This window comes from Janibacter sp. A1S7 (assembly GCF_037198315.1).
In the GTDB taxonomy this organism is placed as follows: Bacteria; Actinomycetota; Actinomycetes; order Actinomycetales; family Dermatophilaceae; genus Janibacter; species Janibacter alittae.
This window is the reverse complement of the sequence record NZ_CP144913.1, coordinates 367,971-393,752: the sequence shown is the minus strand read 5'-3', so window position 1 is coordinate 393,752 and position 25,782 is coordinate 367,971. Positions and strand designations below refer to the sequence as shown.

Sequence of the window (25,782 nt, the reverse complement as noted above, 5' to 3'; positions counted from 1 at the left end):
GCGCCACCTTACGATGCAGGCATGGACCGCGCCGGGCAGACGAAGGGGCAGGCCCGCCGCCGCCTGCGCGCGCACCGGCGGCGACTGGCCGGCTCCCGTGATCTCGGTGCCGACGCCGAGGCGATCGCGGCGGCGGTCACGGGGGCCACCCCCTTCGCGTCCGGGACCGTCCTGTCCTACGAGTCCCTCCCCCACGAGCCACCGACGACGGCTCTCAACGCGGCCCTGCGCAGGGCCGGCCACCGCGTGCTCGTCCCGATCACGCTGCCGGACCGGCGGCTGGAGTGGTGCGACCTGGGTGACCCCGAGCGCACCCCGCTGGGCATCGACACCCCTGCCGCCGCCGACGGTGCCATAGTCCCGGCGCTGGCCGTCGACACCAGCGGCACGCGGCTGGGACAGGGTGGCGGTTGCTACGACCGGGTGCTGCCGATGCTCCCCGCCGGCACGCCCGTACTCGTCCTGCTCCACCCCGGCGAGCACACGCGCGAGACGCTTCCGCGCGATCCGCACGACGTCCCGGTGACCACCGTGGTCACCGCCACCGGGATCGCCGAGGCGAGCGCCCCCCTTCGTGCCTGACCGTCAGTCCGCCTCCGGTGCGAGCGTCAGGGTGTCCGCCGTCGACTCGACGACCGCCTCGCGGCTGGCCGGCCACGCGAAGGTGCGCCCCTCGAGCCAGGGCTCGATCTGGTCGTCGTAGTGGCTGCTGAAGGGGTGGCCGGAGTTGCCGGTCTGGTTCACCCAGCGCGAGTTGTCGAGGTCGCCGAGGTCGACGATCATCCGCATCGACGGGGCGGCCGTGACCGCGAAGCCCTCGGAGGCGTCCCACGAGGTCGCGTTGACCGTCGACGAACTGCCGCCGACCGGGTAGGGCCCGGCGTTGACCAGCGAGCGGACCGGGCCGGGGACGTCCTCACCGCCGAGGACCTGGTGGACGAAGGTGACCCCGTGCAGCTCCCCCCAGTTCCACCTCTCGGGGTTCTTGCCCATCGAGCGGGTCAGCTCCAGACGCGCGTCGACGAGCGCCTGCCGCAGCACCTCGTCGCGGCTCTCGATGACGCCGGGGGTCGTGCGGTCGTCCCACCACGGGCTGCTGGGGTTCTCGAGCAGGCCCTCGATCGCCAACCAGTACTGGGAGCTGCCGGCAGCCTGCAGGTCCGCGGGCAGGTCGTCGTTGAAGGTGATCTGCACGATCTGGCGCCACACCGAGTTGAAGTACGCGGCGGTCGCGGCGTTGTGCCCGCCCCGGGCGTGCTGGCTCTCGTCCCACGTGCGCAGCAGGTCCTGCCCGTCACGGGTGAAGTCGTCGACCTCGACCTCCAGCAGGGCCGGGACGAGCGTCTCGGCGAGCCCGTTGTGGGTGTCGAGCTGGATGCGGGCCATCTTCTTCGGCGAGACCTTCTCCTCGCTGGTGAGGAGATCACCGATGCGTCGGGAGCGGTAGCCCATGTCCCACTCGGTGGTCAGGAAGGGCTTGCGGCTGGCCGTGACCTGCTGGTTGGCGGTGACGATGTAGCCGTCCTTCGGGTTGAGCACCCACGGCAGGTCCGCGAAGGGGACGTACCCCTGCCAGTCGTAGTCGGAGTCCCAGCCCGGGGCGGGTAGCCAGCCGGGCGGGTTGGTCCCGAGGCCCTTGCGGATGGGCACCTTCCCCGGCGCCTGGTAGCCGATGTTGCCCTCCGTGTCGGCGTAGACGAGGTTCTGGCTGGGGACGGCGAAGTCCTTCGCGGCGGCCCGGAACTGGTCGAAGTTCGTCGCGGAGTTGAGCTCGAGGATCGCGTCGGCGGTGGTGCTCGGGGTCAGCGCGGTCCACGCGAGGGAGACGGCATAGCTGCTCGCGGCCCGGCCCTCCACCTCGACGTCCCGCCCGGCGGCCGCGGCGGAAGGGACGACGTCGGACAGGATCGGTCCGTGCCCCGTGGAGCGGACGGTGATCTCCACGTCCTCGCCGCCGGCCACCGTGATCGTCTCGGTACGGGTCTCCAGCGGCTCCAGCTCCCCGTCACGCAGGTAGCGGCCCTCCGAGATCTCCTCGAGGTAGAAGTCGGTGACGTCCGGGCCGAGGTTGGTGAACCCCCATGCGATGGACTGGTTGTGACCGATGACGACCCCCGGGATCCCGGCGAAGGTGTACCCGGAGACGTCGACCGGGCACCCGTCCGTGATCTCCCGGCAGTGCAGGCCCATCTGGTACCAGATGCCCGGCATGCTCACCCCGAGGTGCGGGTCGTTGGCCAGCAGCGGCTTGCCGGTCGTCGAGCGCTCGCCGCTGACCACCCAGGAGTTGGAGCCGATCCCCTGCCCCTTGCCCAGCAGCGCGGGGATGCTCTCGATCGCCGCCGCGGTGTCGGTCAGGGCCGAGCGCACCTGCGGTGTCGTGGCCGGCCGTTCGGACGGCGACGACGAGGACGAAGGGGGGTTCACCCCCTTCCTGCTGGGGCGCCACTCCGTGCCGGAGAGGATCGGCGGATGGCGGTCCGTCGGGTACGTCGGGTAGAGCTCGTCGAGCATCGACGTGGCGACCGTGCCGTCGAGGGCCGCGCGGGTGAGCTCACCGGTGTAGTTGCCCCGCAGGTCCCAGGCCATCGCCTTGAGCCAGGCCAGGGAGTCGACCGGCGTCCAGTTCTCGACCCGGTACGTCGGGAGGGACAGACCCAGGACCGTGTACTCCAGCGCCATGGCGGAGGTCGAGCCCTTGTCCTCCAGCCAGCTGTTGACGCCGTCGGCGAAGGAGCCCAGGGCCCGCCGGGTGTCCGGGTCCAGCATGGCCAGCTCCTGCTCGGCGACGCGGCGCCAGCCCATGGTGCGGATGACCCTGTCGGTCTCGACACCCGGCTCGCCGACGAGCTCGGCCAGGCGGCCGGCGGTGATGTGGCGACGCAGGTCCATCTCGAAGAAGCGGTCCTGTGCCTGCACGTATCCCTGCGCGCGCATGAGGTCACCCATGGTGTCGGCATAGATGTGCGGCACGCCGCGCTCGTCACGCAGCACCTCGACCTCGCCGTCCAGGCCCGGGATCTCGATGGTCCCGCTGGTCTGCGGGAGCGGGCGGCGCCCCTGGCCGATGACGACGACCGTGAGCACGACGGCCACGACGACCACGAGGGCGAGGAGACCGATCAGGGCGCGCCTGAGCCTGCGGGTGGTGGTCGTGGTCACGGTGCGAGCGTATGCCAGCACCGGCCTATAATCGTCGTGAAATGCCTACTTATGCTTACGCCTGCACCGAGTGCGGCCACCAATTCGATGTCGTGCAGTCCTTCAGCGAGGACTCGCTGACCACCTGCCCCGAGTGCTCCGGCCGTCTGCGCAAGCAGTTCAACGCGGTCGGTGTGGTCTTCAAGGGCGGTGGCTTCTACAAGACCGACTCGCGCTCGGACTCGGGGTCCTCCGGCTCCTCCAAGGACGCGAGCAGCACGTCGAGCGACTCCTCGAGCACCTCCACGACGACGTCGAGCGACTCCTCGGGTTCGTCCTCGTCCTCGTCCTCGTCCTCGAACGGCAACTCGTCCACAAGCTCGACTGCGTCGAGCACCTCGTCCACCGCGCCCTGACGCCCCGACCCGGTCGTCCGCGACGCCTCTAGCGTCGTCGGCATGGCCACCTCGCGTCTCGCCGCACACCTGCCCTCGCTCTTCGGGCCCTCCCGACGGGCGGCCTGGCGACTCTCACTCGTGCGTCGCGGTCTGGCTGCCGGCGCGCTCCTGCTCGCGCTGCAGCTGACCCTCGGTGTGACCCGTCCCCCGGAGATGTCCGACGAGCCCTCCGCCCCGGCCGGATCGGCGTTGAGCGTGCCCCTGGCGACACCGGCCGACCACCTCGCGCCGGGCGACGCGGTCGGGGTCTACCTGCCCGGCCGGGCCGAGCCGGTGGTCACGGGCGCGACGGTGCTCGCCCTCCCGGCGACCTCCGGCGCCCCGCCGACGGTGCGGATCTCCCTGCCGGCACGCGACGTCGGGACACTGGTTCAGCAGATGACGTCGGAGGTCGGCGGGCGCACGGGATTCATCGTCGTGCGGGCGGGTGCGGGCAAGGACACGGCCTGAGGGGCCGACGCCGGTGACGATTCTGCGTCAGACTCGTCCACGGATGCTCAATCCGGTCATCGCCCTGCTCGCTCCCACGGAAGGTAGACAGTCATGAAGGGCTTCAAGGAGTTCCTGCTCCGCGGCAACCTCGTCGAGATCGCCGTCGGTCTGGTCATCGCCACCTCGTTCGCCACCGTCGTCGCAGCCTTCACCAAGTTGCTGCTCGCGGTCATCGCCAAGGTCATCGGCGCCAACCCCAACTTCGACGACTTCACGCCTGCCGGCCTGCCGGTCGGCGAGTTCGTCACCGCGAGCGTGGCGTTCCTCATCCTCGCCGCCGTCGTGTACTTCGGTGTCATCAAGCCCTACACCCACCTGCGTGAGCGCTTCGCCATGACCGAGGAGGAGGAGGCGGTCGAGGAGTCCGTGATCCTGCTTCGCGAGATCCGTGACTCGCTGCGCACCGAGCGCGCCTGAGCCACACCCGCCGACACGGCGAAGGGGGTCGGTCGCCGTCGATGGTGACCGACCTCCTTCGCGTGGACGCGGTCCGGCCGCGGGTGACGACATTGCGGGGCTGCTGCACTCACCCAACGCAACTGCTTGGGCTCCTGCACCCACCCAGTGCACCTGCCTGGGCTCTTGCGAAGGGGTGGGCCGGCCCCCGTCGTGCCTGTCCACGGGCCCGTGGGTCAGCGCACGACGGAGCTGAGCAGCAGGCTCGTCTCGCTGTTGACGATGCCGGGGATGCCGCGCATCCGGCGCAGCAGGTCGTCGAAGGCGGCCAGGTCCGCGCAGGACAGCTCGGCAACGAGGTCCCAGCCGCCGTTGGTCGTGTGCAGGGCCTGGATCTCCGGGAAGCCGCGCAGCTCGCGGATCACCCGGTCGGTCGTGCGGCCCTCGACCTCGATGGAGCAGACCGCCCGCACCTCGGAGGCCTCAGCGGGATCACGCACGCGCACGGTGAAGCCGACGATGACGCCGTGGGTGGTGAGCTTGTCGATGCGCGCGGTCACCGTGGCCCGGGACACCCCGAGCTGCTGGGCCAGCGTCGAGACGGGCGCGCGGCCGTCCTTGCGCAGGGCCGAGATGAGGCGCTTGTCGAGGTCCGTCGGGTGATACATGCACATCATGGTATTTCGAGCCCGACAAAGTGCACGCGTCCTTGACACAAATCGACCAATTCTCATCTTTCGCCTGCAAATCGAGAGTTCTAGTCTGAATTCGAGAGACCGGACAACCCCGGGACCGGACGAAGGAGAGACCATGACGCAGTTCCTCGACGTGCCCAGCATGAGCCGCTGGATCCAGCGCGACGGCGCAGAGAACGTCCTCGGCAGGATGACCCGGTACGTCGAGGAGGACTTCGCCCGGTGGCCCCGCTTCGACAAGACACCACGGGTCGCGAGCCACACCCCCTTCGGCGTCATCGAGCTGATGCCGACGTCGGACGACGTCACCTACTCCTTCAAGTACGTCAACGGCCACCCACTCAACCCCAGCCGTGGCTTCCAGACCGTGACCGCCTTCGGCATGCTCGCCGACGTCGACAACGGCTACCCGGTCTTCCTCTCGGAGATGACCCTGCTGACCGCGCTGCGCACCGCCGCGACGTCGGCGCTCACCGGACGGGTCCTCGCCCGCCCCGACTCGCGCGTCATGGCACTCATCGGCACCGGGTCGCAGGCCGAGTTCCAGTCCCTGGCCTTCCGTGCCGCCATGGGCATCGAGGACCTGCAGGTCTTCGACACCGACCCCGCCGCGATGGCCAAGCTACGGCGCAACCTCGAGCCGCTCGGCTTTCGGATCACCGAGGCGACCTCGACCGCCCAGGCCGTCCGCGGGGCGGACATCATCACCACCTGCACAGCCGACAAGCAGATGGCCACGATCCTGACCGACGACATGATCGAGCCCGGCGTGCACATCAACGCCATCGGCGGCGACTGCCCGGGCAAGACCGAGCTCGAGGCACGCATCCTCACCCGGAGCCGGGTCTTCGTCGAGTACCCGCCGCAGACCCGCATCGAGGGCGAGATCCAGCAGATGGACCCCGAATTCCCGGTCGTGGAGTTCTGGCAGGTGCTCACCGGCGAGGCAGAGGGCCGCGCTTCGACGCAGGAGATCACCGTCTTCGACTCCGTCGGTTTCGCCATCGCCGACTTCGCCGCGCTGCGGTGCGCGCGTGACGCGACCGCGGGCACCGACCTGCAGGTCTCCATCGACCTCGTCGCCGATCCGCAGGACCCGAAGGACCTCTTCTCCCTCGTCACCTCGCTCAAGCCGGTCGGATGAGCGCGACCAGCGAGCTGCGCGTGGCGCCCACGACGACGTCGGCGACCAGCGTCCAGGCCCCGTCCGCGGTGGTGCTCGTGCGCCCGCGCCACTTCACCCCCAACCCGATGACCGCGCAGGACAACGGCTTCCAGTCGCACCTCGCCGAGGACCCGCGGACGGTGGCCGTGCGAGCCCACGACGAGGTGACCGGTGTGGCCCGCGTCCTGACGGGCGCCGGGGTGGAGGTGTCGCTCTTCGACGACCACACGACGCACACACCCGACAGCGTCTTCCCGAACAACTGGTTCTCCACCCACCCGGACGGGTCCGTGGCGCTGTACCCGATGTACGCCACGAATCGCCGGAGCGAGCGTCGCGCCGACATCATCGAGGACCTCAAGCGCGAGTTCGTCGTGCGCCGGGTCATCGACTACTCGGCGGCCGAGTACGACGAGCAGTTCCTCGAGGGGACGGGCGCGATGGTCCTCGACCACGACGCGCGCCTGGCCTACGCCTGCCGGTCCAACCGGCTCTCCCCCGAGCTGCTGGCGGACTTCTGCGCCGACCACGACTACGAGCCGGTGCTCTTCGACGCCGTCGACGAGCGGGGCCTGCCCGTCTACCACACCAACGTGTTGATGTCGGTGGGCACGCAGCTCGCCCTCGTCGGGTCCGGGATGATCACTGACCACGGACAGCGGGAGTGGGTGCTGCGTCGTCTGCGCGACTCGGGCAAGACCGTCGTCGAGCTCACCGCACAGCAGGTCCACCGCTTCGCCGGCAACTGCATCGAGCTGGCCGCGCGTCGACGTCACCCCGCCGACCCCGACCGGGCCCTGGTGATGTCGACCACGGCGGTCGACTCCCTTCGCCCCGACCAGCTGGCGGTCATCCGGCGATCCTGCCGGGTGCTGGCGGTGCCCGTCCCGACCATCGAGGGAGCCGGTGGGTCGGTGCGCTGCATGATCGCCGGCAACCACCTTCGGCCCCGGACACGCTGAGCCCTACTCCCAGTGCGGCGGCCGCTGCTCCTGCAGCCAGCGGTCGTGCGCGTCGTCGTCTCCCGGGACCTCGCCCCAACCCCGGTCGGTGTCGTCGCTCGTCTGATCGGGCCGTCGGCGCCGCACCCGAGGCCGGGCCCGATCGGTCGGCTCCTGCTCGGGGGTCGTCTCCTCGTCACCCATGCTGCTCATCATCCTCGATCGCCTGTCGCACCGCGCGCTGCACCTGCGCCTCCTGACGGGCGGGGTCGGCGAAGATGTCGACCGCCCACAGCCGCAGGTGGTGCCAGCCCAGGTCGAGGAGCCGCTCGACGAGGATCCGGTCGCGCTGCCGGGTTGATGCCAGCCCCGCGTAGCCCGGCCCGTCCACGTCGACGGCGACGAGCAACCGTGACGTGTCCCGGGGGTCCGCGACGGCGATGTCGATCCGGTACTCACCCTCGCCGAGACTGGTGTGGACGACCAGCCCGCTGGCGCGCAGTCGCTCGACGAAGCCGGCAAGCAGCGGGCTGAGCTCGTCGGCACTGGCCTCGGACCCGGGCCCCTCCTCCTCGATGCTCATCAGCAGGGTGCGCAGAGCGCGGTGGCCGGCCCGGTCGGGGTCGTCCTTGACGTCACTCCGGGAGAACGTCGTCACCCAGGTCGCGGTGCGCCGCGCACGGGTCGCGGCGAGCAGGACGAGCTGCTCCCCGAACGGTCCGCTGAGGGCCCCGAGACGATCGACGATCGCGCCCTGCGCGCTGCGGCCGAAGCCGACGGACACGATGACCCGGTCACGCTGCTCCCGCTGCCACCGATCGGCGGGCTTGACGATGAGCGGCTCCGGGAGGGCAGCGGCCGCCGCGGCCAGCGCCCGGTCCGAGGCGAGGAGCTCGGCGATCGCGTGGGTGACCTCGTCCGCGTGGCGTCGTGAGAAGGTGACGATCCCGAGAGAGTGGCGCGGGTGCTCGTGCAGGTGGGCGCGCACCAGCCCCAGCACCGCCTCGACCTCCGAGATGGTGGTCTCGACGAGTCCGGTTCGCTCGTCGACCGGGCCCGTGCCGTCGACGTGGACGAGCCGCACGTCCTCCCGTTCGCGCGGTGTGGGCGGGTGCACGACCTCTGCGGCGGCGGAGTCGCCCAGACGAGGGGTGACCCGCGGACGCGGGTAGGCGCTGTCGCGCAGGGGCTGCGTCGGCAGGACCTGCGCGGCGAGGTCGGCGAGGGACTGCTTCGGTGCGGCGGGCGCGGCGACTGCGCCGTCGGCGCTCCACACCCGCGGGGGCAGCTGGCCGCGATCACCGATCACGAGCAGCTGACTGCCGCGGGCGATGCCGGAGAAGGCCCGGGCCAGCGTGGTCCGGGAGGCGTCGTCGACGATGACGAGATCGAATCGCTCGCGCAGCGGCAGCACCTGGCCGACGACGAAGGGGGACATGGCCCACGCGGGTGCCACGGCCCGGAGCAGACCGCCCCAGCGCTCGACGACGGCGTTCCACGGCGGGGCAGGAAGCGTGCCCGCCTCGACCGCGGCCACCTCCCGGGCCACGGAACGCATCCCGCGGCCGACCCGGTGGAAGTGCTCTCGCTGACGGGTGGCGATGCGGGCAGCGTTGGCGCCCAGGCTCGCCCGGTCGGCCTCGACGAAGGTCCGCAGGGCGGCGTCGAGGCGATCCCCGGAGACCTGGTCGTACCGCTCGTCGCGGCTGGCCTCGGCGAGCACGGAGCCCCACCAGACGAATCGCACCTCATCGCCGACGGCGGCGGGCTCGACGCGGCGGGCGGCGAGGTCGTCGACGAGCTCGCCCAGACCGCGGGCGCGCAGGTCGTCGAGGTCGTCGATGACCTCGGGGATGGCGCGCGCACCGGCGGTGTCCTTGGCGAGGTCGTCGAGGCGCCGCTCCAGCTCGTCCCACGGGGTGTCGAGCAGCCGGCCACCGGCCGGGGTGTCGGCGAGGACGGCGCCCAGGTGGGTCAGGTCCGCGTACACGCGCTCGTAGGCCCTGTGCGCCCGAGCGATGTCGGCCGGGATCCGCGGGCGGCCGCCGCCCCCGGTCAGGCGGGACCAGTTGCGCCGCTGCGTGGCCGCCAGGGCGAGGGCCGCGTGCACGTCCGAGGGCGGTCGCCCCGGGCGCAGGAGCTTGCTCGCCTGGCGGCGCAGGCGTCGCCGCTCGAAGACGCCGAGCGACTCACCGCCGCTGGCCGATCCGACGGGCGCGGTCGCCGTGAGCAGGTCGTCCAACGGGGTGTCGAAGACCTCCGCGCGGAAGACCTCGAGGGTGTCGCTGATCTCCTCGATACCGGAGAGGAAGCGGCCGTGGTCGGCCGGGCAGGACGCGCGGGGCTCGGCGATGTCCGCGAACACCTCGCGGACGGTGCTGCGCAGGCGGGCGAGGCTCCCTTCGTCCCCACGGAGCCGCTCGAGTGCGGCGAGGACGTCGTCGACGTCGTGCTGGGTGTGCATGCGAGCGCCGGCCCACGGCTGCTCCTGTCGACCGGGGCGCCAGGCCCGGCGCTTCGCGACGCCGGTGAGCTGGGCGACGAGGGCGTCGCGGTCGGCGGGCCCGATGACCTCGAGGGTCGCTCCGGTGAGGCGGACGCGTGAGCGCGGCGCCGGGCGGCGGGTGCCCAGCGTGACCATCGCGTCGTGGGCGTCGGCGATGGACACGCCCCACGGCTCGCGCTTGGTGTGGGTCGCCTCGGTGTGGCCCTCGAGCAGCCGGGCGGCCTCCACGGCACGACGGCCGGGCGCCGCCAGGTGGCCCTCGCCCTCCGGCGGGCGGGCCTGCCACCGGGTGGTGACCACCGTCGGGTCGACCTCGGCGGCCGGGTCACTCACCCTCAGCAGCAGGTCGGACAGGCCGGCACGCTCCAGCTCGGCGTGGACGCCGCCGATGGGCGCGGTCTTCTCACTCAGGAGCAGCACACCGCGACCGCGGGCCGTGGCCGCGGCGATCGTCGCGGCCACCAGGCAGGCGGCCCCGGTGCCGGGAGGTGCGTCGACGAAGAGACTCTCCCCCGCCGCGACCCGGTCGAGGACGGCCTGCTGGTCGGCGGTCACGTCGCTGATGGCGGTGTCGGCGGTGCTGCGGGGTTCGCGCTGTGCCGTGATCGGTTGTCCGGTCAGCAGCGCGCGAAGGGGGGCGGTCTCGGTCAGTCGGTCCGGGTCGGAGAGCGCGGTGATGTCGGCGAGCGCCTCGGCCTTGCCGTACGGGAAGGAGCCGATGACGAGACGCGGGGTGATCCGCAGCCCCGGCAGGTCGGCGCAGCGCTCCCGCAGGGCGTCGTAGACGGGGGTGGGGTTGAAGCCCGATCCGTCACCGCGGCCGAGGGCGACGAGCTGGTCGCCCTCGAGGTGGAGGCGCAGCGCGCCGCGCAGGTAGGTCAGCAGGGCAGGGTTGAGCTCGACGCGGTCGACGAGGTCGAGGGCGAAGTCCGGCCCCGGCCGCAGGCGACGCAGCACCGCCCGGCGCAGCAGGATCGGCGCGAACGGTCGATCGTCCTGCCCGGGGACGGCCCACGAGGCCGAGCCCATCGCGAGGAAGCAGGTGCGTACCCCGTGCTCCTCCTCGATCGCGTCGACGTGCTCGCTGAGCTGCGCCGCGTGGCGCTGGGCGCGCAGCAGGGCACCCGGTTCGCGCACGAGGTCGGACAGGCGGGCGTCGCGCCCGGAGAGCAGCATGGCGACGCCGCCGGGGTGGGCCGCGCTCAGGTCCACCACGTGCGGGTCGCGGGCCGGCCAGATCAGGGTGTTGGGCCCGCCGAGCTCCGAGAGTTCCCGGCGCAACGCGGTCAGGGCGGCCGGGACCGGGGCGGGGGTCGTCGGCTGCTGGGTCACGGGGGCAACGCTAACAAGAGCGGGCCGATTCATCGGGAGGACGAGACCGGTGGGACACGCCTGCGCCGCAGCGCAACCGCCTCGACGACGGCCGGGTCACCGGGCGCGGTCCTCGGCGATGCCCACGCACCCACGCGCGGCAGTTACCCTGTCCGAGGCGCCTCGGCGTCATGCCCTCGTAGCTCAGGGGAAGAGCACTTCTCTCCTAAAGAAGGTGTCGCAGGTTCGAATCCTGCCGGGGGCGCCGTGTCCTGAGTCGCGACATCGTTTACACGGTGTCGCGACTCAGGACTTTTTTGTAGGTTCGCGGGGCTTGTCGTCGATGTCGCGACTCATCGGTGTCAACGATCAGGTGGGTGGTCGGGTGGCTGGTTGGTAGTCGCGGGTGGGGTCGATGTGGTGTTCGGCCAGGATTTCTGCGGTTTCTGCGTGGCTGGTGATCACGTGGTCATCGTGGATGAGTAGGAGCACGGGTTGGCCTGCCAGGGCGCGTCCGAGGCCCAGGTGACGCATCTTTCCGGCGTAGCGCAGGGACACGGTCCCGGCGGCGGCGATTTTGTCCGTGCGGGTGCGCCATTCGGGGTCATGCGCTGGGGTGGCGGGAGTGGCTTTGGTCTGTGCGGTGTAGGCGGTCGCGGGGGTGCGTCGGCCGATGGAGCGGTGCGGGCGTTGGTGGTTGTACCAGTGGGCGAACTCGTCCAGGAGGGCTTGCAATTCGGTGGTGGTGGACGGTGCCGGTCGGGGGCGTAGCCACTTCTTGAGGGTCTGGTGGAAGCGTTCGATCTTGCCCTGGGTCTGCGGGTGGCCGGGGTGCCCGTTCTTCTGCTCGATGTGGTGGGCTTGCAGGAGCTTCTCGAAGCCATTGCGGCCACCCGTGCGGCCGGCCAGGCGAGCGGTGAAGACCAGCCCGTTGTCGGTCAGGGTCGAGGCCGGTACGCCGTGGGTGTCGATCAGTTCTTGCAGTGCGGCCACGACCATGGGCCCGCTGTAGGCAGATGCGGCACGCAGGAACAGCAGGTAGCGGGAGTGGTCGTCCAGGAAGTCCAAGACGTCCACGCGGGTGCCATCAGCGAGGAAGCAGTAGGTGATGTCGGCCTGCCAGCACCCGTTGGGCAGGTCTGCCTCGAAGCGGATGTAGGAGGACTTCGGGCGCTTCTTCGGCTCCGGGACCACCAACCCCTCAGCGTGCAGGATCCGCCGGATCGTGGAGGTCGACGGCGCCATCAACCCCTCATCGCGCAGGTGCCAAGCAATGGTTTCCGGGCCGGCGTCCGCGCCGTCGGCGTGGAGCTGACGACGCAACTGGACAATCCGCCCGTGCACCGCCTGACTCGTGGTCCCCGGTCGTGACTTCGGTGCCTTGCTGCGCGGTGCCAGTCCTTGCGGGCCATCGGCCCGGTACCGAGTCACCAGCGTGTGCACCCACTGACGCGTGACCCCGAACCGCGCCGCGGCCTGCGCGACCGTCAACCCCTGATCCAGCACCGACCGCACGATCACCTGATTCTTCTCACGAGAGTTCATCACCAATCGTCCGCGCCGCGCGAGCGTCAACGATGACCCGACTCACCGGTCAACGATCACCGACCTGAATCTGTCAACGATGACCCGACTCACCCATCACCGGTCATCGACACCCGCCACGACCTAACCTGTCAACGATGTCGTGAACCTAAACACTGCCGGGGGCGCCGCTAGAAATCAGGGTTCTTGCGATTCGCAGGGCCAGGAGCAGCGTCAAATGGGCACGGAATGGGCACATGTCACTGCTCCCGAGGCGTGTCCACCGGGTGCAGCCCGTCAAGGGCAGCAGCCACCGTGTCCAGCTCGTCGTCATAGAGGTGCGCATAGATCCGCGCCGTCGTAGTGATCGACTCGTGGCCCATCGCTTTCTGGATGAAGCGCAGGTCTGCCCCAGCCATCCTCGCGAGGCTGCCGAAGGTCCGCCGAAGGTCATGAGGTGTGACGACGATGCCGAGAGTCTTCGCCGTGGTGTCGAAGCCGGAACGCCGCCGCCAGTTCCGTGACCGGAGAAAGTCACCTTCGGGCGAGGCGAAGACCAGCGCATCTGAGGCTTTAGCGGCCATTCGGGCCTCGAGCAGGGGAACGATTCGACCGGGGATTGGTACGTACCTATGGCCCGCGCGGCTCTTTGGCTGATCGACGTCGATTCGGCCGTCGACTTCCGTAGCCCTTTGGACCACGTGGATCCGACGACGATCGAGGTTCACGTCCTCACACCGCAGCGCGGCCAGCTCCGACCAGCGAAGACCGAGGTATGCCAGAGCCAGGACCACGTCCCCGCCCGAGGGCATTCCGTCAGCCAGGGCGTGCACCTGCGCCACGGTCAGGATCCGCTCACGAGCCGGAGCCCGCTTCGGCAGACGCACTCCCCGCGCGACATTGACCGGAACACGGCGAGTCCGGCACGCGTGATCGAGGACCCGGCACAGGACGCCATGGGCCCGGCGCACAGTGTCGGTACCCACGGACCGTGAGAGCTCCGACACCCATTCGGCCACGTCCGCGTGCTCGATCTTCGCGACCGGCCACCGTCCGAACGTCGGCTCGATGTGCTTCCACGCGTACCGGTACCCGTTCTGGGTGGTTACTCGTAGATGGGTCATCCCCGACCGCTCATACTCCTCCCACACCATGGCCAGCGTGATCCGGCCTCGCTGTGGGTCCACCCAGTCCCCGCGTCGCTTCTGCGCTTCCATCTCGCGCTCGTACACGACGGCATCGCCCCTGCGCCTAAAGGAACGTGATCGAAAACGTCCATCCGGCGTGCGATACCGGACGCGATACGTGACCGCGCCGTCCTTCCGCTCACGACGCTCGATCACGCGACACCCCGAGCCTCTGCGGTTTCTATCCACTCAGCGACCGCAGACGCCTTGAACCGGCGGTGCTTTCCCACCTTGAAGGACGGCGGGCCCTCGCCGTACGCGGCCCAGTGGTACACCGTCGACACCGGAACCTGCAGCAGCTTCGCCACCTCCTGCACCGTCATGAACTGCGGAAACGTCACGGTGGTTGTCTCATCCATGGTCCTCACTCATCCCTTGAGTTGCAGTTGTCACGCTCATTCCTGTCACTGGAGCCCTGAAGCCTTCAATTGCGCGTACTCGCGTGCCCGAGCTGCAGCGGCCGTTGCGATCTCGACCTCGCCTTCGTTCGACCATCCGGCGCCGACGAACTCCCACATGCCAACGACGAGCGTCGTCTCGGAGTCCTCGGCCTCTACCCGCAATGTCTTCTCGACCGCCTCGAGGTCGACCGGCTTCCCGGCCCTCTTCGCCCGTTCTGTCTCGTCTTGCATGACTCTCTGGAATCGCGCCCGGCGGCGGCGCAGACTCCGGTAGGTCACGCTGTAGCACCGCGACTTCGACGAGTAGTGACCGCGATAGCCGAGCTCCTTCGTCCACTTGCCGATCAGCGCGTAGTGGTCCCGGCCTTCGGCGTCCAGCGGAACCGCGGGGTCTTCGCCGGCTCGACGTTGCTCGGCCCGCAGCATCGCCTCTTCGTGGACCTGGGCACACGTCTCTTTGATCCGGTGTACGTGCGCACCGTCGGGAACAGCCAATGATGTGTCCTTGGTGGAGTACTTGGCCAAATAGGCCGCGACCTGCTCCCCAGTAATTGGGGCGTCCGGGTCGTCGGTACGTGTCCCCTCTCGCACCACGCGAATGTCGATCTGTTCACCGCATCGCAGGACCCGTGAGCGGTCACCGTCGAAGGTCGGGGGTGCGACGACCTGGGCTCTGGCGAAGGCCGCCTCGATGGCCTCGACCATCACGTCGACCCCGACACCGCACGCGGCACCAAGGCCCTCCGACGACGGGCCGTCCAGCCGGAACAACGCGTGAAAGTGGACCGCACCCCGGGCCTGCATCTCAGCGGTTCGCCCGTACTGCCGGGAGACGATCTTCGACACTCTCGAGGACGGGACACCGAGCAAGGCAGCGAGCTGGCGGCTGACGTCCTGAATCGCCCGCCGCCATAGTTCGGGGGCGTGGTACTGCCAGACGACGTGCCCGCGGTAGTCGTAGCACTCGGAGCAGATCGGTGACCCGACCACGGCGTCGTCCTTCTCGTGCCGCGTAGTGCACGACATCGATCGGCCGTGCCTGCAGGTCTCCTGCCCTCGGGGATGACAGAGCCGGCCTCCGCGAGTGGAGTGCACCGGACCGAATGACGGGGCGGTCACCGTCACAAAGGCAAGAGGGTTCTCTGCGACCCGCTCGGGGACTCCCTTCCCGCCCTCCAACCCGCACCGGATCATCTCGAAGGTGTCGCGGGCATAAACCCGTGAGCACGATGTGCACACCGATTCCCGGCGATTCCCGCACCTAGTGAGCAGCACGCCGAGAGGGGCTTCGTCAGAGGAGAACGTCGACGAGACTTCGCCCGTCCTGGCATCGATGGTGGCCGACTGGCCATGGAGACGAATTGGACGCTGGCAGAATCCGACCCGGCTAGCAGCATGAGTGAACTTGTCCAGATCGCCGCGGGCGAGCAGCTGCCGGACCGCTTCCACCGACCGATCGGTCAGATTGCTCAGCCCCTCTTGGCGCTTCAGTGCCGGGTGGCTGTGTCCTCGCGGGCGGCTCACGTCAGGTCCTCGAGCAGGGCCGGCAAGCAGCCGCAAGGGTCATCCTCCGCGTGGTGGTAGCCACGGCACCGGTCGTCGGGACACCCGCACGAATCACCCGGCCACCTCGTCAGGTCTCCACGGAAGTGCTGCACGTACTGACGCACCGTGAGGCCGTAGCCACGGATGAGACGACGCGCTTCGGCGTCAATGCCGGAGATCGGCGCACTCCGTCCCATCAGAACTCCCCCACAGTCGAGCGCGTGGTCACGCAATCAACACACACGAGGTGATCTCGGCCATCCCCGATGACGTATGACCAGCCCTCACAGAAGGTTGTGGCCGCTGCGATGGCGTCCGAGGTCGTCGGGAAGATCACGCGAGCGTCAATGCGGCGGACGAAGACTGTGCCGCACTCGTCGCAGGCAACCGCAGCACCTCGACCCACGGCCGAGCGAAGAGGGAGGACCTGGGAGGGCGCGAGGGCCAGCATCCAACTCATGCGGTCTCACCCAGCTCGAGACCGGGCAGCGTCATGCCGGCCCACCCCTTGGGAAGGGCGACCAGGTGCAGCTCTTCCCGCTCATCGGCGGTGCTCCCACCCCACACGCCCACGTCGTGCCACGTCTTCGCGTACTCCCGGCACATCTTCCGGACGGGACATGAGGCGCACACCTGCATCGCCTTGTGCGTGTCGTCCTTGCCGCGCTCGGGAAACCACCAGTCGGGGTGCGGGTGACCCACACATGCCCCGTGGGTGTTGAGCGTCGCCAGCGTGCGAGTCGCGGCGCGTGTCCTCTCATTCGGCACCATCACGAACTCCTCCCAGTGCAATGACGTTCGTTGTCTCGTTGCTCGTGGTCTTCTTGCGAGGCGACCGCGGCCGCCGTTCACGAGGTCGCGGAGCTTCGCCCCCGTCGTTTCTGGCCACGTCTTGATCTCGAGTGCCCTAGCCGAAGTGCACGCCGGCCGCCGCCGACTCCTCCAGCGGAGGCACCCACCGCTCAACCGTCGGGAAGTGGGCAGCCGTGGCCCTGATCAGCTCGTCCGACCAGAAGTGCGCCCGGACCCGAGCTGCCGAACCCTCCTCGGTGACGAGATAGCCCGTGCCGGGCATGTCGGTCGGGATGCGGTGGGCCGGTGCTTCCTCGCTCATTCCCTGCCCAAGGACCATCCGGACCTCATCGGCCGATGCGAGGCGAAGCGCGATCGTCTGTGTGAACAGGCCGCGTGCGGGAACGGTCTCCTTCTTGGGGTCCTGCACACAGGCCACCACGACGACACCCATCGCGCGTCCCTGCGTCAAGATCTCGGCGAGAAGGCGGTTTCCCTCCTTCTTGACCTCGGCGTCCGCGTAGGCGGTCAGGGCGGCGAGCTCATCGATGACGAGGAGGTGGAGCGGATCACCGGGCTTCGCCTCGTGAAGTCGTGACTGGCCCACCATCCGTGCGGCCCGCTCGTCGATAATCGTCAGCAGGTCGCGAAGGACGACCAAGGCCTGCTCGGGGCGGTAGGCGGTGCGGTACATCAGACCGTCACCCATGGCGATCTCGACGCCGCGCTTGAGGTCCACCCCATGCACTCGGACCGTGTCCTGGGCGATCCACGGGGCGAGGGAGGCGACAGAACCCCAGAGGATCGACCCCTTCCCGGCACCCGAGCGCCCCGCGACGAGGGTGTGCTTCCCGACGAGCGACAGTCGCCAGGGCATCCCCGACTCGTCGCGCCCGACGTCGACTTCCTCGAGTTTCGTCCCCGTCGGTCGACCAGCTGGCAAGGCGGCCATCGTCGGAGCGGCCAGGGCGTCCAGCATCGTCAGCCGGACCTCAACCACCGATGGTGAAACGACCGATGACCGAAAGGCCACAGCGTCCACGCCGGCCGCCAACCTCTCCGCCCCGGCGAGGAGATCTGCCGAGGACTGACCGCGGCGAGCCCGGACGCGAGCCACGACCACCCCACCCTGCGAGGTCACCCGCAGGAGGCGAGGATCAAGCCACGTAGTCTCACCCCCTTCATCCACGCGCTCGGACAGACCCGAGGAACGAGCGACGTCAATGAAGGACCGACGCACATACCGTCGACCGATCCATGCCGAGACCGAATCGGGTAGCCAGACCGAGAGGACCAACACGACCCCAACCAGAGCCACGACGGACCAGAGCAGGAACGTGGCACTGGTGTCGAACAGCTCTGCCCATGGCGCGAGCACAGTCGTATCCCACCCGCCCAGCGGCAAGACCTCGAAGTGCACTTCTGCCGGCAGCAACTCCACCACGCGAGCAAGGACACACAGGGCCAGCCACAGGACGAGGAGACGCCAGACCGCAGGGGTAGCCGCCCGACCCGTAAGCATCAGCCCACGGATCAGGCGGCCTCCCCAAGCACCTAGAACGGTCATCACGCAGCCGCCGACTCCGACCGGCCAGCGGCAGAGCCCTTGGACGACTTGCCAGGAGCCGTCATGCCCTTGGCCCGATACGACCACGCCAACCGCGGAAACTGCCCGTTGTCGTCGACCCACGGCGTGAGTGTCAGCCCCTCGAACTCAACCGGGATGAAGGGCAGTCCATCCGGGTTAGCCGGGGGTACGGGCTGCTGGCGGGCGGAGATCTTGACGTTGATCGTCTTCTCGTTCTTGCGGGCCTCCGGGTCGGCGTCGAGGACCGGGACGGTCCAGATGAGCTCACCTGTGTCGGGGTCCACCTGCTGTGGACGCGATCCGTCGGGGCGCTTCTCCTGCTTGTAGTCCTGCACCGGCTCGACGTCACCGACGAGGTATGCCCCAGCGGGGAACACCGATCCGAACACAACCTCCATGCGACGGCTAACAGCCATGACAACCTCCTGTGTAGTAGGCCTAAGCACTAGGTGCGCTTAGAGGCCCTAAACAAAGGGCCTGAGTTCAAGGTAGAGTCATGCTGGCCAGCTCGTCAAGACCTTCTAAACTGTGTCTGTGGAAAGCGACCCCTTCGAGGCAGTCAGACGCGAGTCAGACCCTCTTGAGCAAGCACGTATGGCTGGCGACCTCATGGCGCTGTACCGCCAACGTGGCTACGAGCTCGCGCGCATCCGCCGTGACGCCATCAACAGGGTGGTCGAGCAGCGCGGTGTGAACTTCAGTGCGGTCGGGGCAGAGCTTGGGCTCACGCGGGGACGAATCTCCCAGATCCGTAAGGACGCACCGGCCACAGAGCGGGCATTCTTCGGTGTCGGTCCGATCGACGTCGCCACCCCAACGCGTCACAGCGCGGACCGCGCAGAGGGCCTCGTGGCTCGGGAAGATGCGGAGTCCGCACGCATCATCACGGACGTCCTGCGCGACCTGGCCTTCGAGGTTCGCCCGGTCGCGATCCCCATCGATGGGACCTGGAACCCGGCCCATGAGGCAGTCGTGATCTGCGGCCCGAAGTCCTCGCACGTCTCAGCGGAGATCCTCAGCCACGACCCAGTCCTCTCCTTTTACGAGGACGAGGGGGGGCGCTGGGTCATCGAGGAGCGCGCCACCGGCCAGCGATTCGAGTCACCGCTCGACGATGGGACGAAGGGGGAAGACGTTGCCTACGTCGGCAGAGTCACCCGAGGCAGCAAGACTGTTCTCGTCATTGCCGGCATCCACGCTCTCGGCTCCATAGGGGCCGTCTCGTACGTTGCGGAGAACCTGCGCAGCCTTCACGATGCAGTAGGAACCAAGGACTTCTCGATGGTCGTGCGTGCACAGTTCGAGGAGCTGACGCCGACCAGCAAGGAGGCCGTGTGGGGACCGACAGTCCACAGGTGACAATCTCGGCGGCAACACTGGCCGGCGGGGAGAAGAACCAAGACCGATACGCGTACGGCGACGATTGGGCGTTTGTCCTCGATGGGGCTTCCTCGTTTGCGACAGACCAGCCCGAGCATGACGGCGGCTGGTACGCAGAGCGGCTCAAGAACGCGCTCGTTGAGGAGCTCACGTCCAACCCAGACGATGCGACGACCGACATCGTGGCCAGGGCGATCGACGTTGCGGCATCTGCGCACGACGATCCCGAGACCTGCCCTACGAGCACGATCGCCTTGGCCCGGTGGTCAAGCGAGACAGTCGAGGCGTACGTCCTCGGCGACAGCACCGTCGCTCTCATCGGCGAGGGAGACGAGACCGTCCTCACCAACACACGGGTAGCGGATGTCGCCCCGTCGCTGCGGAAGGAGTACCGATCGCGGCTCCGCCAGGGACACGGCTTCGATGAAGAACACCGAGCTCTCCTGCAGGATCTTCAAGAGCATCAAGCCATGGCGCGGAACAGGCCCGGGGGCTACTGGATCGCTGGCGCCGAACCAAAGGCCGCCAACAAGGCGGATCTGATCGCCGTCCAGCGAGATACGCTCACTGCCATTGTGTTAGCCAGCGACGGAGCGGCGTCCTGCGTCACCTACAAGACCGTCCCTACATGGGGCCGTTTCGCAGCAATTGGCCCACATAACGCCGTTCATGCGACGCATGCGATCGAAGCAGCGGACTCAAACGCATCTCAATGGCCACGCAGCAAGCCACATGACGACAAGACGGCAATCGTGATTGATCTCTCAGGCGATTAAATTGATCCATGCAGCATTCCTCGGAGGGTAGCGCCATGCGCGACGCCCCTCCGAGGCATCAACCCGTTAGGTGCAGGTGGCCATCAAGGTCCTTTTGAGTCATGCCATCGGCTTTACCTCTTCTTCAATGAAGGAAATCTCGTCCGCATCGAGTCCATACTTGGCGTAGAGCTGCTGGTCGATCTCGGGGATCGACTTCGCCCAAGCAATGTCGGAGCTACTGGTGAAGTCTTGGAGGGGGACGTGCTTCCAAGTCCCGCGCGCGTTGTCCTGAGTCACCTTCAACACGCCCAGCATCGCACGCGCGAACTTCGTCTTTAGATACTTGAGGCACGCGTTCGCCTCCATCTCCGAATCGAACGCGCCGATCGTCATGAACGTAAGCGTCACACCCACACCTGGGTTGAGCACGAACGGGTTCGTCAGGGGCAGCCCGAAGAAGTCAGTGGTCGAACCCGTGCCGTTTACCTTCGCGATTGCTACCTTCCACTTGTCGAACGAATCCGGTCCAGTGATGTAGTCCCGTCGAATGTATCGCGACGTACGCCTCGTCGAATCAAGGCCATGCACGACCGCGTAGACATGGCCGTCGTTCGGCCTATCGGTATGCCATATAGATGGAAGGGTGTTGAAGCCAACAACCATGTTGCTGCTCCCGTTTGGGATCATCTCCGATGCATCTGGGTAGTCTTCGAACATCTTGTTTGTATATCGAAACGCGCCCTTTGCAGAGACAACCGTCATGAGCGACGCGACGCTCGCACGGTCGACTTTATGTAGTACTCCGCCAAGGGCAGTGTGACGGGCGAATGTACCGATCGGCCCGAGGATCCGTTCCGAGTCGCGGTGGGTGACGACGATGCCGCCCTTGATCGTGTCGGTAATTTCAGGAAAGAGTTTGCCCGAGTCCGGTTCGAAGTATGCGACTCGAAGATGTTTGTCCGCGAGCATCTTGGAGTTCCACGCCTTCGGCGTCTGGCCTGCATTGGATAGGAATCGTGCGGGCGTGATGATGACCGCCTGTTGACCGACCTCGTATGCGGCATCCAAGAAGAGGTGGTAGAGCGGCTCGCTTCGACCACCCTCACGAACGGCCTCACTCTGATACGGCGGGTTGCCGATCACGACGTCAAACTTCTTTCCCATCATCAGCTTCCTTCCGTCAACATTCCGTCAACGATCTGGCGTCGTTGCTCGGTGCTCATGCGAGCGATATCGCCATACACAAAGTGCCCCGAGCTCTCCATCCACTCGCGACGCTCAGGCAGGCCACCAGACACAGCTTCGATGGTAATGCGGTGCAGGATCTCGCTGTGACTCATCTCGAATATCTGCGACGTGAGGATATGCCGCAGCCTGTCCTCTTGGTCGGGGATGACCTCAGTCAGACCGGTATCGAGGCGGCGCACGAGCTCCATTAGGAACAGCCCGGCGGTAGAGAACAGGTCGGCGAACGTCTTGTCCGGGTCCGTGAAGATGCCCGGGTTTTCGACCTCAAGGAGGTCGACCATCTTCTTCACTACCGGTTGCGGGGTAAAGACGAGAGAGGTCTTCTGCTGCGGGATGTAGGCGAAGATGCTCTCAGTCTGGGAGTCGTTGAAGTAGTCGGCCAGGGCTTCCTTCTTATCGAGGAACTCTTGGACGGACTGGTTGAAGACCGCCTCGTCGAACAGGCCGGGAATCTTCACAACGGTGCCGTCCTCCTCAGTGACGTCCTGCCCGTCGCGCAGCAGTCGGAACTCGTCCTCGGTGATACCGGTGATCTCCTCGAACACGTCGTCCGGGGTGTAGTCGTCGAAGTTCGACAGAACCAGGCCGCGGTCACCGTAGGCCATGAGGAACATCGGGATCGTGCGGGCGAAGCCCCGAAGGTGGGACCGGGCGTCCTCCATCGTCTGGTCGGCGCGCTTCTGCTCCGACTTTGTCTCCTCCCTCTTGACCACCTCGGGGACGATGGCCTCCATCACGTCCTCCACGATCGCCGCCAGATCCGTCTTGAACGCTTCCGTCTCGCCCGCTTGCCGAGACTTGACCTCGTCGGCTTCGGTCTCGGTAGCCGCGGCCTCGAACTCATCCTGGAGGTGCTTCTGGGCGATCTGGTGATCGGTCAGTGCACGCTCAACCTTGTCGGCCACGAGCTGCTCGGTCCGCTTGACGTCTCGCTCGACCTGCTTCTTGGTCAGCTGATAAGCGTCCTTCAACTCCTCGCGCTTAGTGCCGGTCTGGCCCGTCACGAACTTGGCGACCTCGGCCACGGCCTTGGCCACAGGAGTGGCGGGGTCGATGACGGGGATCTCCTCGACCGCCCACACCGGGGGACCGAGCTCGGCGACCTTGGGGTTGATGACGGTCTCGTCGACCTGCACGTTGCCGTTAGGGTCCGTCGTGGGCGGCGGCTGCGGGATCTCTAGGGTCTCGCCCTTCTTGACCTTGCCCCCCTTGGCCGTCGGCAACTTGTCCAAGATCTCTTTGACGTGTTCGGAGTAACGGAAGATGCCGGCCACGTTGTCAAACAGCAGGTTTGACAGAAAACCGCGTCGGACGACCTCGCGGGCTTTGAAAACCTGCGGGAAGGTGAGGACCTGCGAGGCATCGAGCTCGATCATGCGCCCCTCGGAGTCCTCGCCCAGCACCGGGAAGAAATTGAGGAGCCGTCGGATGTTGTCCCGTCGGATCTCTGCGCTCAACGGTGGGTTTGGGCTCAGGTTATTCGCGAATGTATCGACGATGGTCAGCGTGCGTTCTGGGGCGAAGTCGAAGATATATGAGTTGGTCTTCTGGTAGACGTCGCCGTCTCGCTCGAAGGTATGCGGATTCTGAGCCCGGAAGGCCGCCTGCATGTATTGAGCCGGGGATGACATGTTGGACAGCATGATGACTGCGGTCCACTCGGGGACCGTGACACCCGTAGTCAACTGTCCAACCGACAGGGTGATGGTCTTGCCACCTGAGGCTTCTGCGTCACCGATCGCCTCGCGCACTTTGCCTAGGGACTTGCCAATGGCGACCGGGTCGTCCTCTTCGGTTCGCCCATCACCGGCTGCGAGGACAACGGTGTAGTCCTTGAACACTGGGTGCACCTTGAGGAGCTTCTCCAGCGCCTTCGCGGAGGCCACACGGTTGAGCAACCAGAAGGAGTGGCGGATCTCGTCGCGTAGCTCGGGGGTGGAATACGGGTACTTGTCGTTGGTCGTGAGGGTGTCGAGAAACTTGGTGACCTCAGCTTCGTACACGAAGAATCCGTTGTCCTTGGTGGCGAAGAACTGGTTGAGATCGAACGTAAAGTCCACGCTCGCCTCGTCCTCGTCGATCGCTACGCCCTCGGCTAGGCGGTCGGTGATCATGCGAGAGAGCTGGTAAGTGAGCAGGTTGAGGGTGGGCAGCGCAGCGTAGGGATTCTCCTGGGTCCTGTCGTCCCAATCCGTGCGAGCCTGCTGCTCGTCCTCGTACGTCCAGTTGAAGATCTCGTCGTCGGTGAAGCGGCCTGCAGACAGCGCCTTGAACGGTGTGCCTGACAGGTGGAGCGTGTGCTTGCGCTTGATCTGGTCGAAAGCGATATCCGTCTTGGTGGTGTCGACGCCTTCGTGGGCCTCGTCGATGACGAGAAGGTCCCACTGGAAGTCGGCGATGTGTTTCAGTTTATTGTGCGTCCCACCGAAGTACTGCGACCCCTTCAAGTCTTGAAGCGAGAGGAACTCGACGACGCGGGGGTCCTTGTCCATGTGTTCGTTGGAGTAGGCGATCCACTGGGCCCGGGTCATCGGTGAGCGGTGTGCCAGCGATGGCGACTCCGAGACGAACTTAAATGTCGTCTGGTGGCCGATAAAGCGAGTGAAGTCGTCGAACCACGAGTTGGCGATGGCCGGTCGGTTGGTAACAATCAAAACGCGGACCGCGTCCAGCTCGCGCATGAGGTGGTATGTCGTCAGCGTCTTTCCGAACCGAGGCTTGGCGTTCCACAGCACCTCTTCGGAGCCACGGACGAAGGCCGCCATGGCCTGGGCGACAGCATCCTGCTGCTCGGGCCTCAGGACGTAGTCGTCCTCGCTGCCGGTTTGAAGGTCGCTGTAGTCCTGGCCGGCGAAGGCGTTGAAGTAGTCGAGGGACGACTTCGGCGCAGGGGTGAAGTGGTGCCACTCCGTCTGCTGGGGCTGTGCATCAGGGGCGAACTCGCGCTTGACACCGTGCTGCTTCAGGTAGGCATGGAAGTCCGTGTCGGTGAACTGGCCACCGGTCTCGGACGTGAACACGGCTCGCCGCGCCCAAACCTTCTCCTTCTTCACCGACATCTGGGACGCCTGCTGTGCGATCCGGTCGTCGACGGTCTGGAGAGCTGTGTAGCCGATCTTCTCCCAGCCGTCGTACTTGGGCACGTCTGGGGTTCGCCATGAGTAGACCATCGGATTGATCTGGCGGAAGGTAGCGATCTTGGGGCTCGTCACGAGGCCGTCACCTCCTGGTGGACACGGTTGATGGGACACGGTGCGTAGACCTCATATACCGCGAAGTCGAGCGCCCCGTTGTCGCGAAGGGATCGGAATGAAAAGGGCTCACGTTCAACGATGCCCGGCTGTTCCAGAGACCTATGCCACCACGAGAACTGGATCTCCTGGCCGCGCCAGTCCTGACTGGTCAGAGTGTTCCCGTGGACGATGTTGGTGTCGATGAGGAAGGCTGCAGCGCGGTGCAGGTTGGTGCGATTGCTGCACGGGGTGCCGTGGTCGCGGTGAAAGCCGAGAAACTCCGCGAGCATGATCGCCTTTGCCTCTTGGTGGTTGTCCTCTAGCAACTCAATGCCGTAGATGGACGCCAGCGCGAACAGCGACTCCTGCGCCCACTCATTGGCCGGAAAGCGCTTCTCGATCGCCTGCAGTTTGCGTCGCAGGATCGCCACGAGGAAGTTGCCGCCCCCGGCCGACGGTTCGAGGAAGGTCTTGTCAACGAAGTCGGGGCTGGATTCCAAGTCCTCGCTCACCAGGTCGAGCATCTGGTCGACCATGTAGCGGGGCGTAAAGACCTCGCCGTGGGCCTTCACTCGTTCGCGTGACCTCACAACCAACTCCTCGACGGCCAGCGTCACTCCACACCCCCATTGCCAAATCACCAAGTTGAGGCAGACTCTAGCCTTCGGGGCCGACAGCCCGTGTGGTCACACTGAGTCCAAGACGAAGACAAGTCTTACGGAGGCGACCAACCGCTCAGCGCTGATCGGATCGATACCGTGCCGATCGAAGTCGTGCCATGCACCCTCATCACACAGCTGAACCACCCACCGCGAGCCGTCTTCCCTCTGCTCGTAGGGATCCGTGAGAACCCGCAACTCCGTGAGCCACTCTGTCGAGTACGACACCACCGCCCGTGCACCGGCAATGCCAGAGTCTTGGGGCGAGAGCTGCCGATACGTCGGCGCGGGCGGCGGAGCAAGCGGAACCCACAGCGAGCCGTCTCCCCGGACCTCGGGATACCTCGCGATGCTCCGCATGC

General features: G+C 67.2%; 23 protein-coding genes, 1 tRNA gene and 1 pseudogene. 9 read left to right on the top strand and 16 right to left on the bottom strand.

Translation table 11 applies throughout. The annotated features are described in order from the left end of the window. The first annotated feature begins 21 nt into the window (after positions 1-21). The gene (locus V1351_RS01915) at positions 22-582 is read left to right on the top strand and encodes a 5-formyltetrahydrofolate cyclo-ligase (RefSeq protein WP_338750198.1); all 561 of its coding nucleotides are present in this window, start codon (positions 22-24) and stop codon (positions 580-582) included. 3 nt (positions 583-585) lie between these two features. Here the strand turns inward: V1351_RS01915 and V1351_RS01910 are convergent, their stop codons facing one another. Continuing rightward, on the bottom strand, positions 586-3,162 hold the full coding sequence (locus V1351_RS01910; protein WP_338750196.1) for a penicillin acylase family protein: 2,577 nt from the start codon (positions 3,160-3,162) through the stop codon (positions 586-588). Between the two features lie 11 nt (positions 3,163-3,173). Between V1351_RS01910 and V1351_RS01905 the strand changes: the two are divergent. Then, positions 3,174-3,344 (top strand): annotated as a pseudogene (locus V1351_RS01905) (FmdB family zinc ribbon protein); the annotation flags it as partial. Positions 3,345-3,358: 14 nt separating this feature from the next. On the opposite strand, the gene V1351_RS01900 reads toward V1351_RS01905, so the two are convergent. Next, entirely contained in the window at positions 3,359-3,601 is a 243-nt protein-coding gene (locus tag V1351_RS01900; protein WP_338752581.1) for a hypothetical protein, read from the bottom strand. On the opposite strand from V1351_RS01900, the gene V1351_RS01895 reads away from it, so the two are divergent. Next, positions 3,600-4,049, top strand: coding sequence for a hypothetical protein (locus V1351_RS01895; protein ID WP_338750194.1), 450 nt, complete (start codon positions 3,600-3,602; stop codon positions 4,047-4,049). The two genes, V1351_RS01900 and V1351_RS01895, sit on opposite strands and share 2 nt — an antisense overlap. 93 nt (positions 4,050-4,142) lie before the next feature. Continuing rightward, on the top strand, positions 4,143-4,508 hold the full coding sequence (locus tag V1351_RS01890; protein WP_338750193.1) for an MscL family protein: 366 nt from the start codon (positions 4,143-4,145) through the stop codon (positions 4,506-4,508). A gap of 215 nt (positions 4,509-4,723) precedes the next feature. On the opposite strand, the gene V1351_RS01885 is transcribed toward V1351_RS01890, so the two are convergent. Continuing rightward, entirely contained in the window at positions 4,724-5,155 is a 432-nt protein-coding gene (locus V1351_RS01885) for an Lrp/AsnC family transcriptional regulator (protein ID WP_338750191.1), read from the bottom strand. Positions 5,156-5,297: 142 nt separating this feature from the next. Between V1351_RS01885 and V1351_RS01880 the strand changes: the two genes are divergently transcribed. Further along, on the top strand, positions 5,298-6,326 hold the full coding sequence (locus tag V1351_RS01880) for an ornithine cyclodeaminase (RefSeq protein ID WP_338750189.1): 1,029 nt from the start codon (positions 5,298-5,300) through the stop codon (positions 6,324-6,326). Beyond that, the gene (gene ctlX / locus V1351_RS01875) at positions 6,323-7,309 is read left to right on the top strand and encodes a citrulline utilization hydrolase CtlX (RefSeq protein ID WP_338750187.1); all 987 of its coding nucleotides are present in this window, start codon (positions 6,323-6,325) and stop codon (positions 7,307-7,309) included. Before V1351_RS01880 ends, ctlX begins: the two co-directional genes overlap by 4 nt. A 3-nt stretch (positions 7,310-7,312) precedes the next feature. Here the strand turns inward: ctlX and V1351_RS01870 are convergent, their stop codons facing one another. Together V1351_RS01870 and V1351_RS01865 are read right to left on the bottom strand one after the other, a co-directional pair. Then, a complete protein-coding gene (locus tag V1351_RS01870; protein WP_338750185.1) occupies positions 7,313-7,492 on the bottom strand; it encodes a hypothetical protein in 180 nt (59 codons plus the stop codon). Then, the gene (locus V1351_RS01865) at positions 7,485-11,126 is read right to left on the bottom strand and encodes a hypothetical protein (RefSeq protein ID WP_338750183.1); all 3,642 of its coding nucleotides are present in this window, start codon (positions 11,124-11,126) and stop codon (positions 7,485-7,487) included. The genes V1351_RS01870 and V1351_RS01865 overlap by 8 nt, the downstream gene beginning before the upstream one ends. A 172-nt stretch (positions 11,127-11,298) precedes the next feature. On the opposite strand from V1351_RS01865, the gene V1351_RS01860 reads away from it, so the two are divergent. Further along, a tRNA-Arg gene (locus V1351_RS01860) sits at positions 11,299-11,370 on the top strand. Between the two features lie 104 nt (positions 11,371-11,474). Here the strand turns inward: V1351_RS01860 and V1351_RS01855 are convergent. The 7 genes from V1351_RS01855 to V1351_RS01825 all read right to left on the bottom strand — a co-directional run bounded on the left by V1351_RS01855 (position 11,475) and on the right by V1351_RS01825 (position 18,531). Next, positions 11,475-12,650 (bottom strand): IS481 family transposase, encoded by a 1,176-nt coding sequence (locus V1351_RS01855; protein ID WP_338750181.1) that lies wholly within the window; start codon positions 12,648-12,650, stop codon positions 11,475-11,477. A 239-nt stretch (positions 12,651-12,889) separates the two neighbouring features. Next, positions 12,890-13,972, bottom strand: a complete 1,083-nt coding sequence (locus V1351_RS01850; RefSeq protein ID WP_338750178.1) for a tyrosine-type recombinase/integrase — start codon at positions 13,970-13,972, stop codon at positions 12,890-12,892. Next, the gene (locus V1351_RS01845; protein WP_338750176.1) at positions 13,969-14,175 is read right to left on the bottom strand and encodes a helix-turn-helix domain-containing protein; all 207 of its coding nucleotides are present in this window, start codon (positions 14,173-14,175) and stop codon (positions 13,969-13,971) included. The genes V1351_RS01850 and V1351_RS01845 overlap by 4 nt, the downstream gene beginning before the upstream one ends. Before the next feature lie 45 nt (positions 14,176-14,220). Further along, positions 14,221-15,741: a replication initiator gene (locus tag V1351_RS01840; RefSeq protein WP_338750174.1), complete on the bottom strand. Its 1,521-nt coding sequence runs from the start codon at positions 15,739-15,741 to the stop codon at positions 14,221-14,223. A 477-nt stretch (positions 15,742-16,218) separates the two neighbouring features. After that, positions 16,219-16,533, bottom strand: a complete 315-nt coding sequence (locus V1351_RS01835; RefSeq protein WP_338750172.1) for a WhiB family transcriptional regulator — start codon at positions 16,531-16,533, stop codon at positions 16,219-16,221. A gap of 136 nt (positions 16,534-16,669) precedes the next feature. Continuing rightward, a complete protein-coding gene (locus tag V1351_RS01830) occupies positions 16,670-17,533 on the bottom strand; it encodes an FtsK/SpoIIIE domain-containing protein (RefSeq protein WP_338750170.1) in 864 nt (287 codons plus the stop codon). A 587-nt stretch (positions 17,534-18,120) separates the two neighbouring features. Next, on the bottom strand, positions 18,121-18,531 hold the full coding sequence (locus V1351_RS01825) for a plasmid replication, integration and excision activator (RefSeq protein ID WP_422388996.1): 411 nt from the start codon (positions 18,529-18,531) through the stop codon (positions 18,121-18,123). A gap of 145 nt (positions 18,532-18,676) precedes the next feature. Here V1351_RS01825 and V1351_RS01820 point away from each other — a divergent pair, with 145 nt between their 5' ends. Beyond that, complete coding sequence (locus V1351_RS01820) at positions 18,677-19,501, top strand: hypothetical protein (RefSeq protein WP_338750166.1); 825 nt, start codon at positions 18,677-18,679, stop codon at positions 19,499-19,501. After that, entirely contained in the window at positions 19,498-20,298 is an 801-nt protein-coding gene (locus V1351_RS01815; RefSeq protein WP_338750165.1) for a hypothetical protein, read from the top strand. The genes V1351_RS01820 and V1351_RS01815 overlap by 4 nt, the downstream gene beginning before the upstream one ends. A gap of 99 nt (positions 20,299-20,397) precedes the next feature. On the opposite strand, the gene V1351_RS01810 is transcribed toward V1351_RS01815, so the two are convergent. From V1351_RS01810 to V1351_RS01795, 4 genes are all read right to left on the bottom strand, one after another. After that, complete coding sequence (locus tag V1351_RS01810; RefSeq protein ID WP_338750164.1) at positions 20,398-21,447, bottom strand: Eco57I restriction-modification methylase domain-containing protein; 1,050 nt, start codon at positions 21,445-21,447, stop codon at positions 20,398-20,400. Beyond that, entirely contained in the window at positions 21,447-24,740 is a 3,294-nt protein-coding gene (locus tag V1351_RS01805) for a DEAD/DEAH box helicase (RefSeq protein ID WP_338750163.1), read from the bottom strand. Before V1351_RS01805 ends, V1351_RS01810 begins: the two co-directional genes overlap by 1 nt. Beyond that, positions 24,737-25,378 carry a hypothetical protein gene (locus V1351_RS01800; protein WP_338750162.1) on the bottom strand — a complete coding sequence of 214 codons (642 nt, stop codon included), beginning with the start codon at positions 25,376-25,378 and terminating at the stop codon, positions 24,737-24,739. The genes V1351_RS01805 and V1351_RS01800 overlap by 4 nt, the downstream gene beginning before the upstream one ends. A 69-nt stretch (positions 25,379-25,447) precedes the next feature. Continuing rightward, on the bottom strand, positions 25,448-25,780 hold the full coding sequence (locus V1351_RS01795; protein WP_338750161.1) for a hypothetical protein: 333 nt from the start codon (positions 25,778-25,780) through the stop codon (positions 25,448-25,450). Positions 25,781-25,782 lie beyond the last annotated feature (2 nt).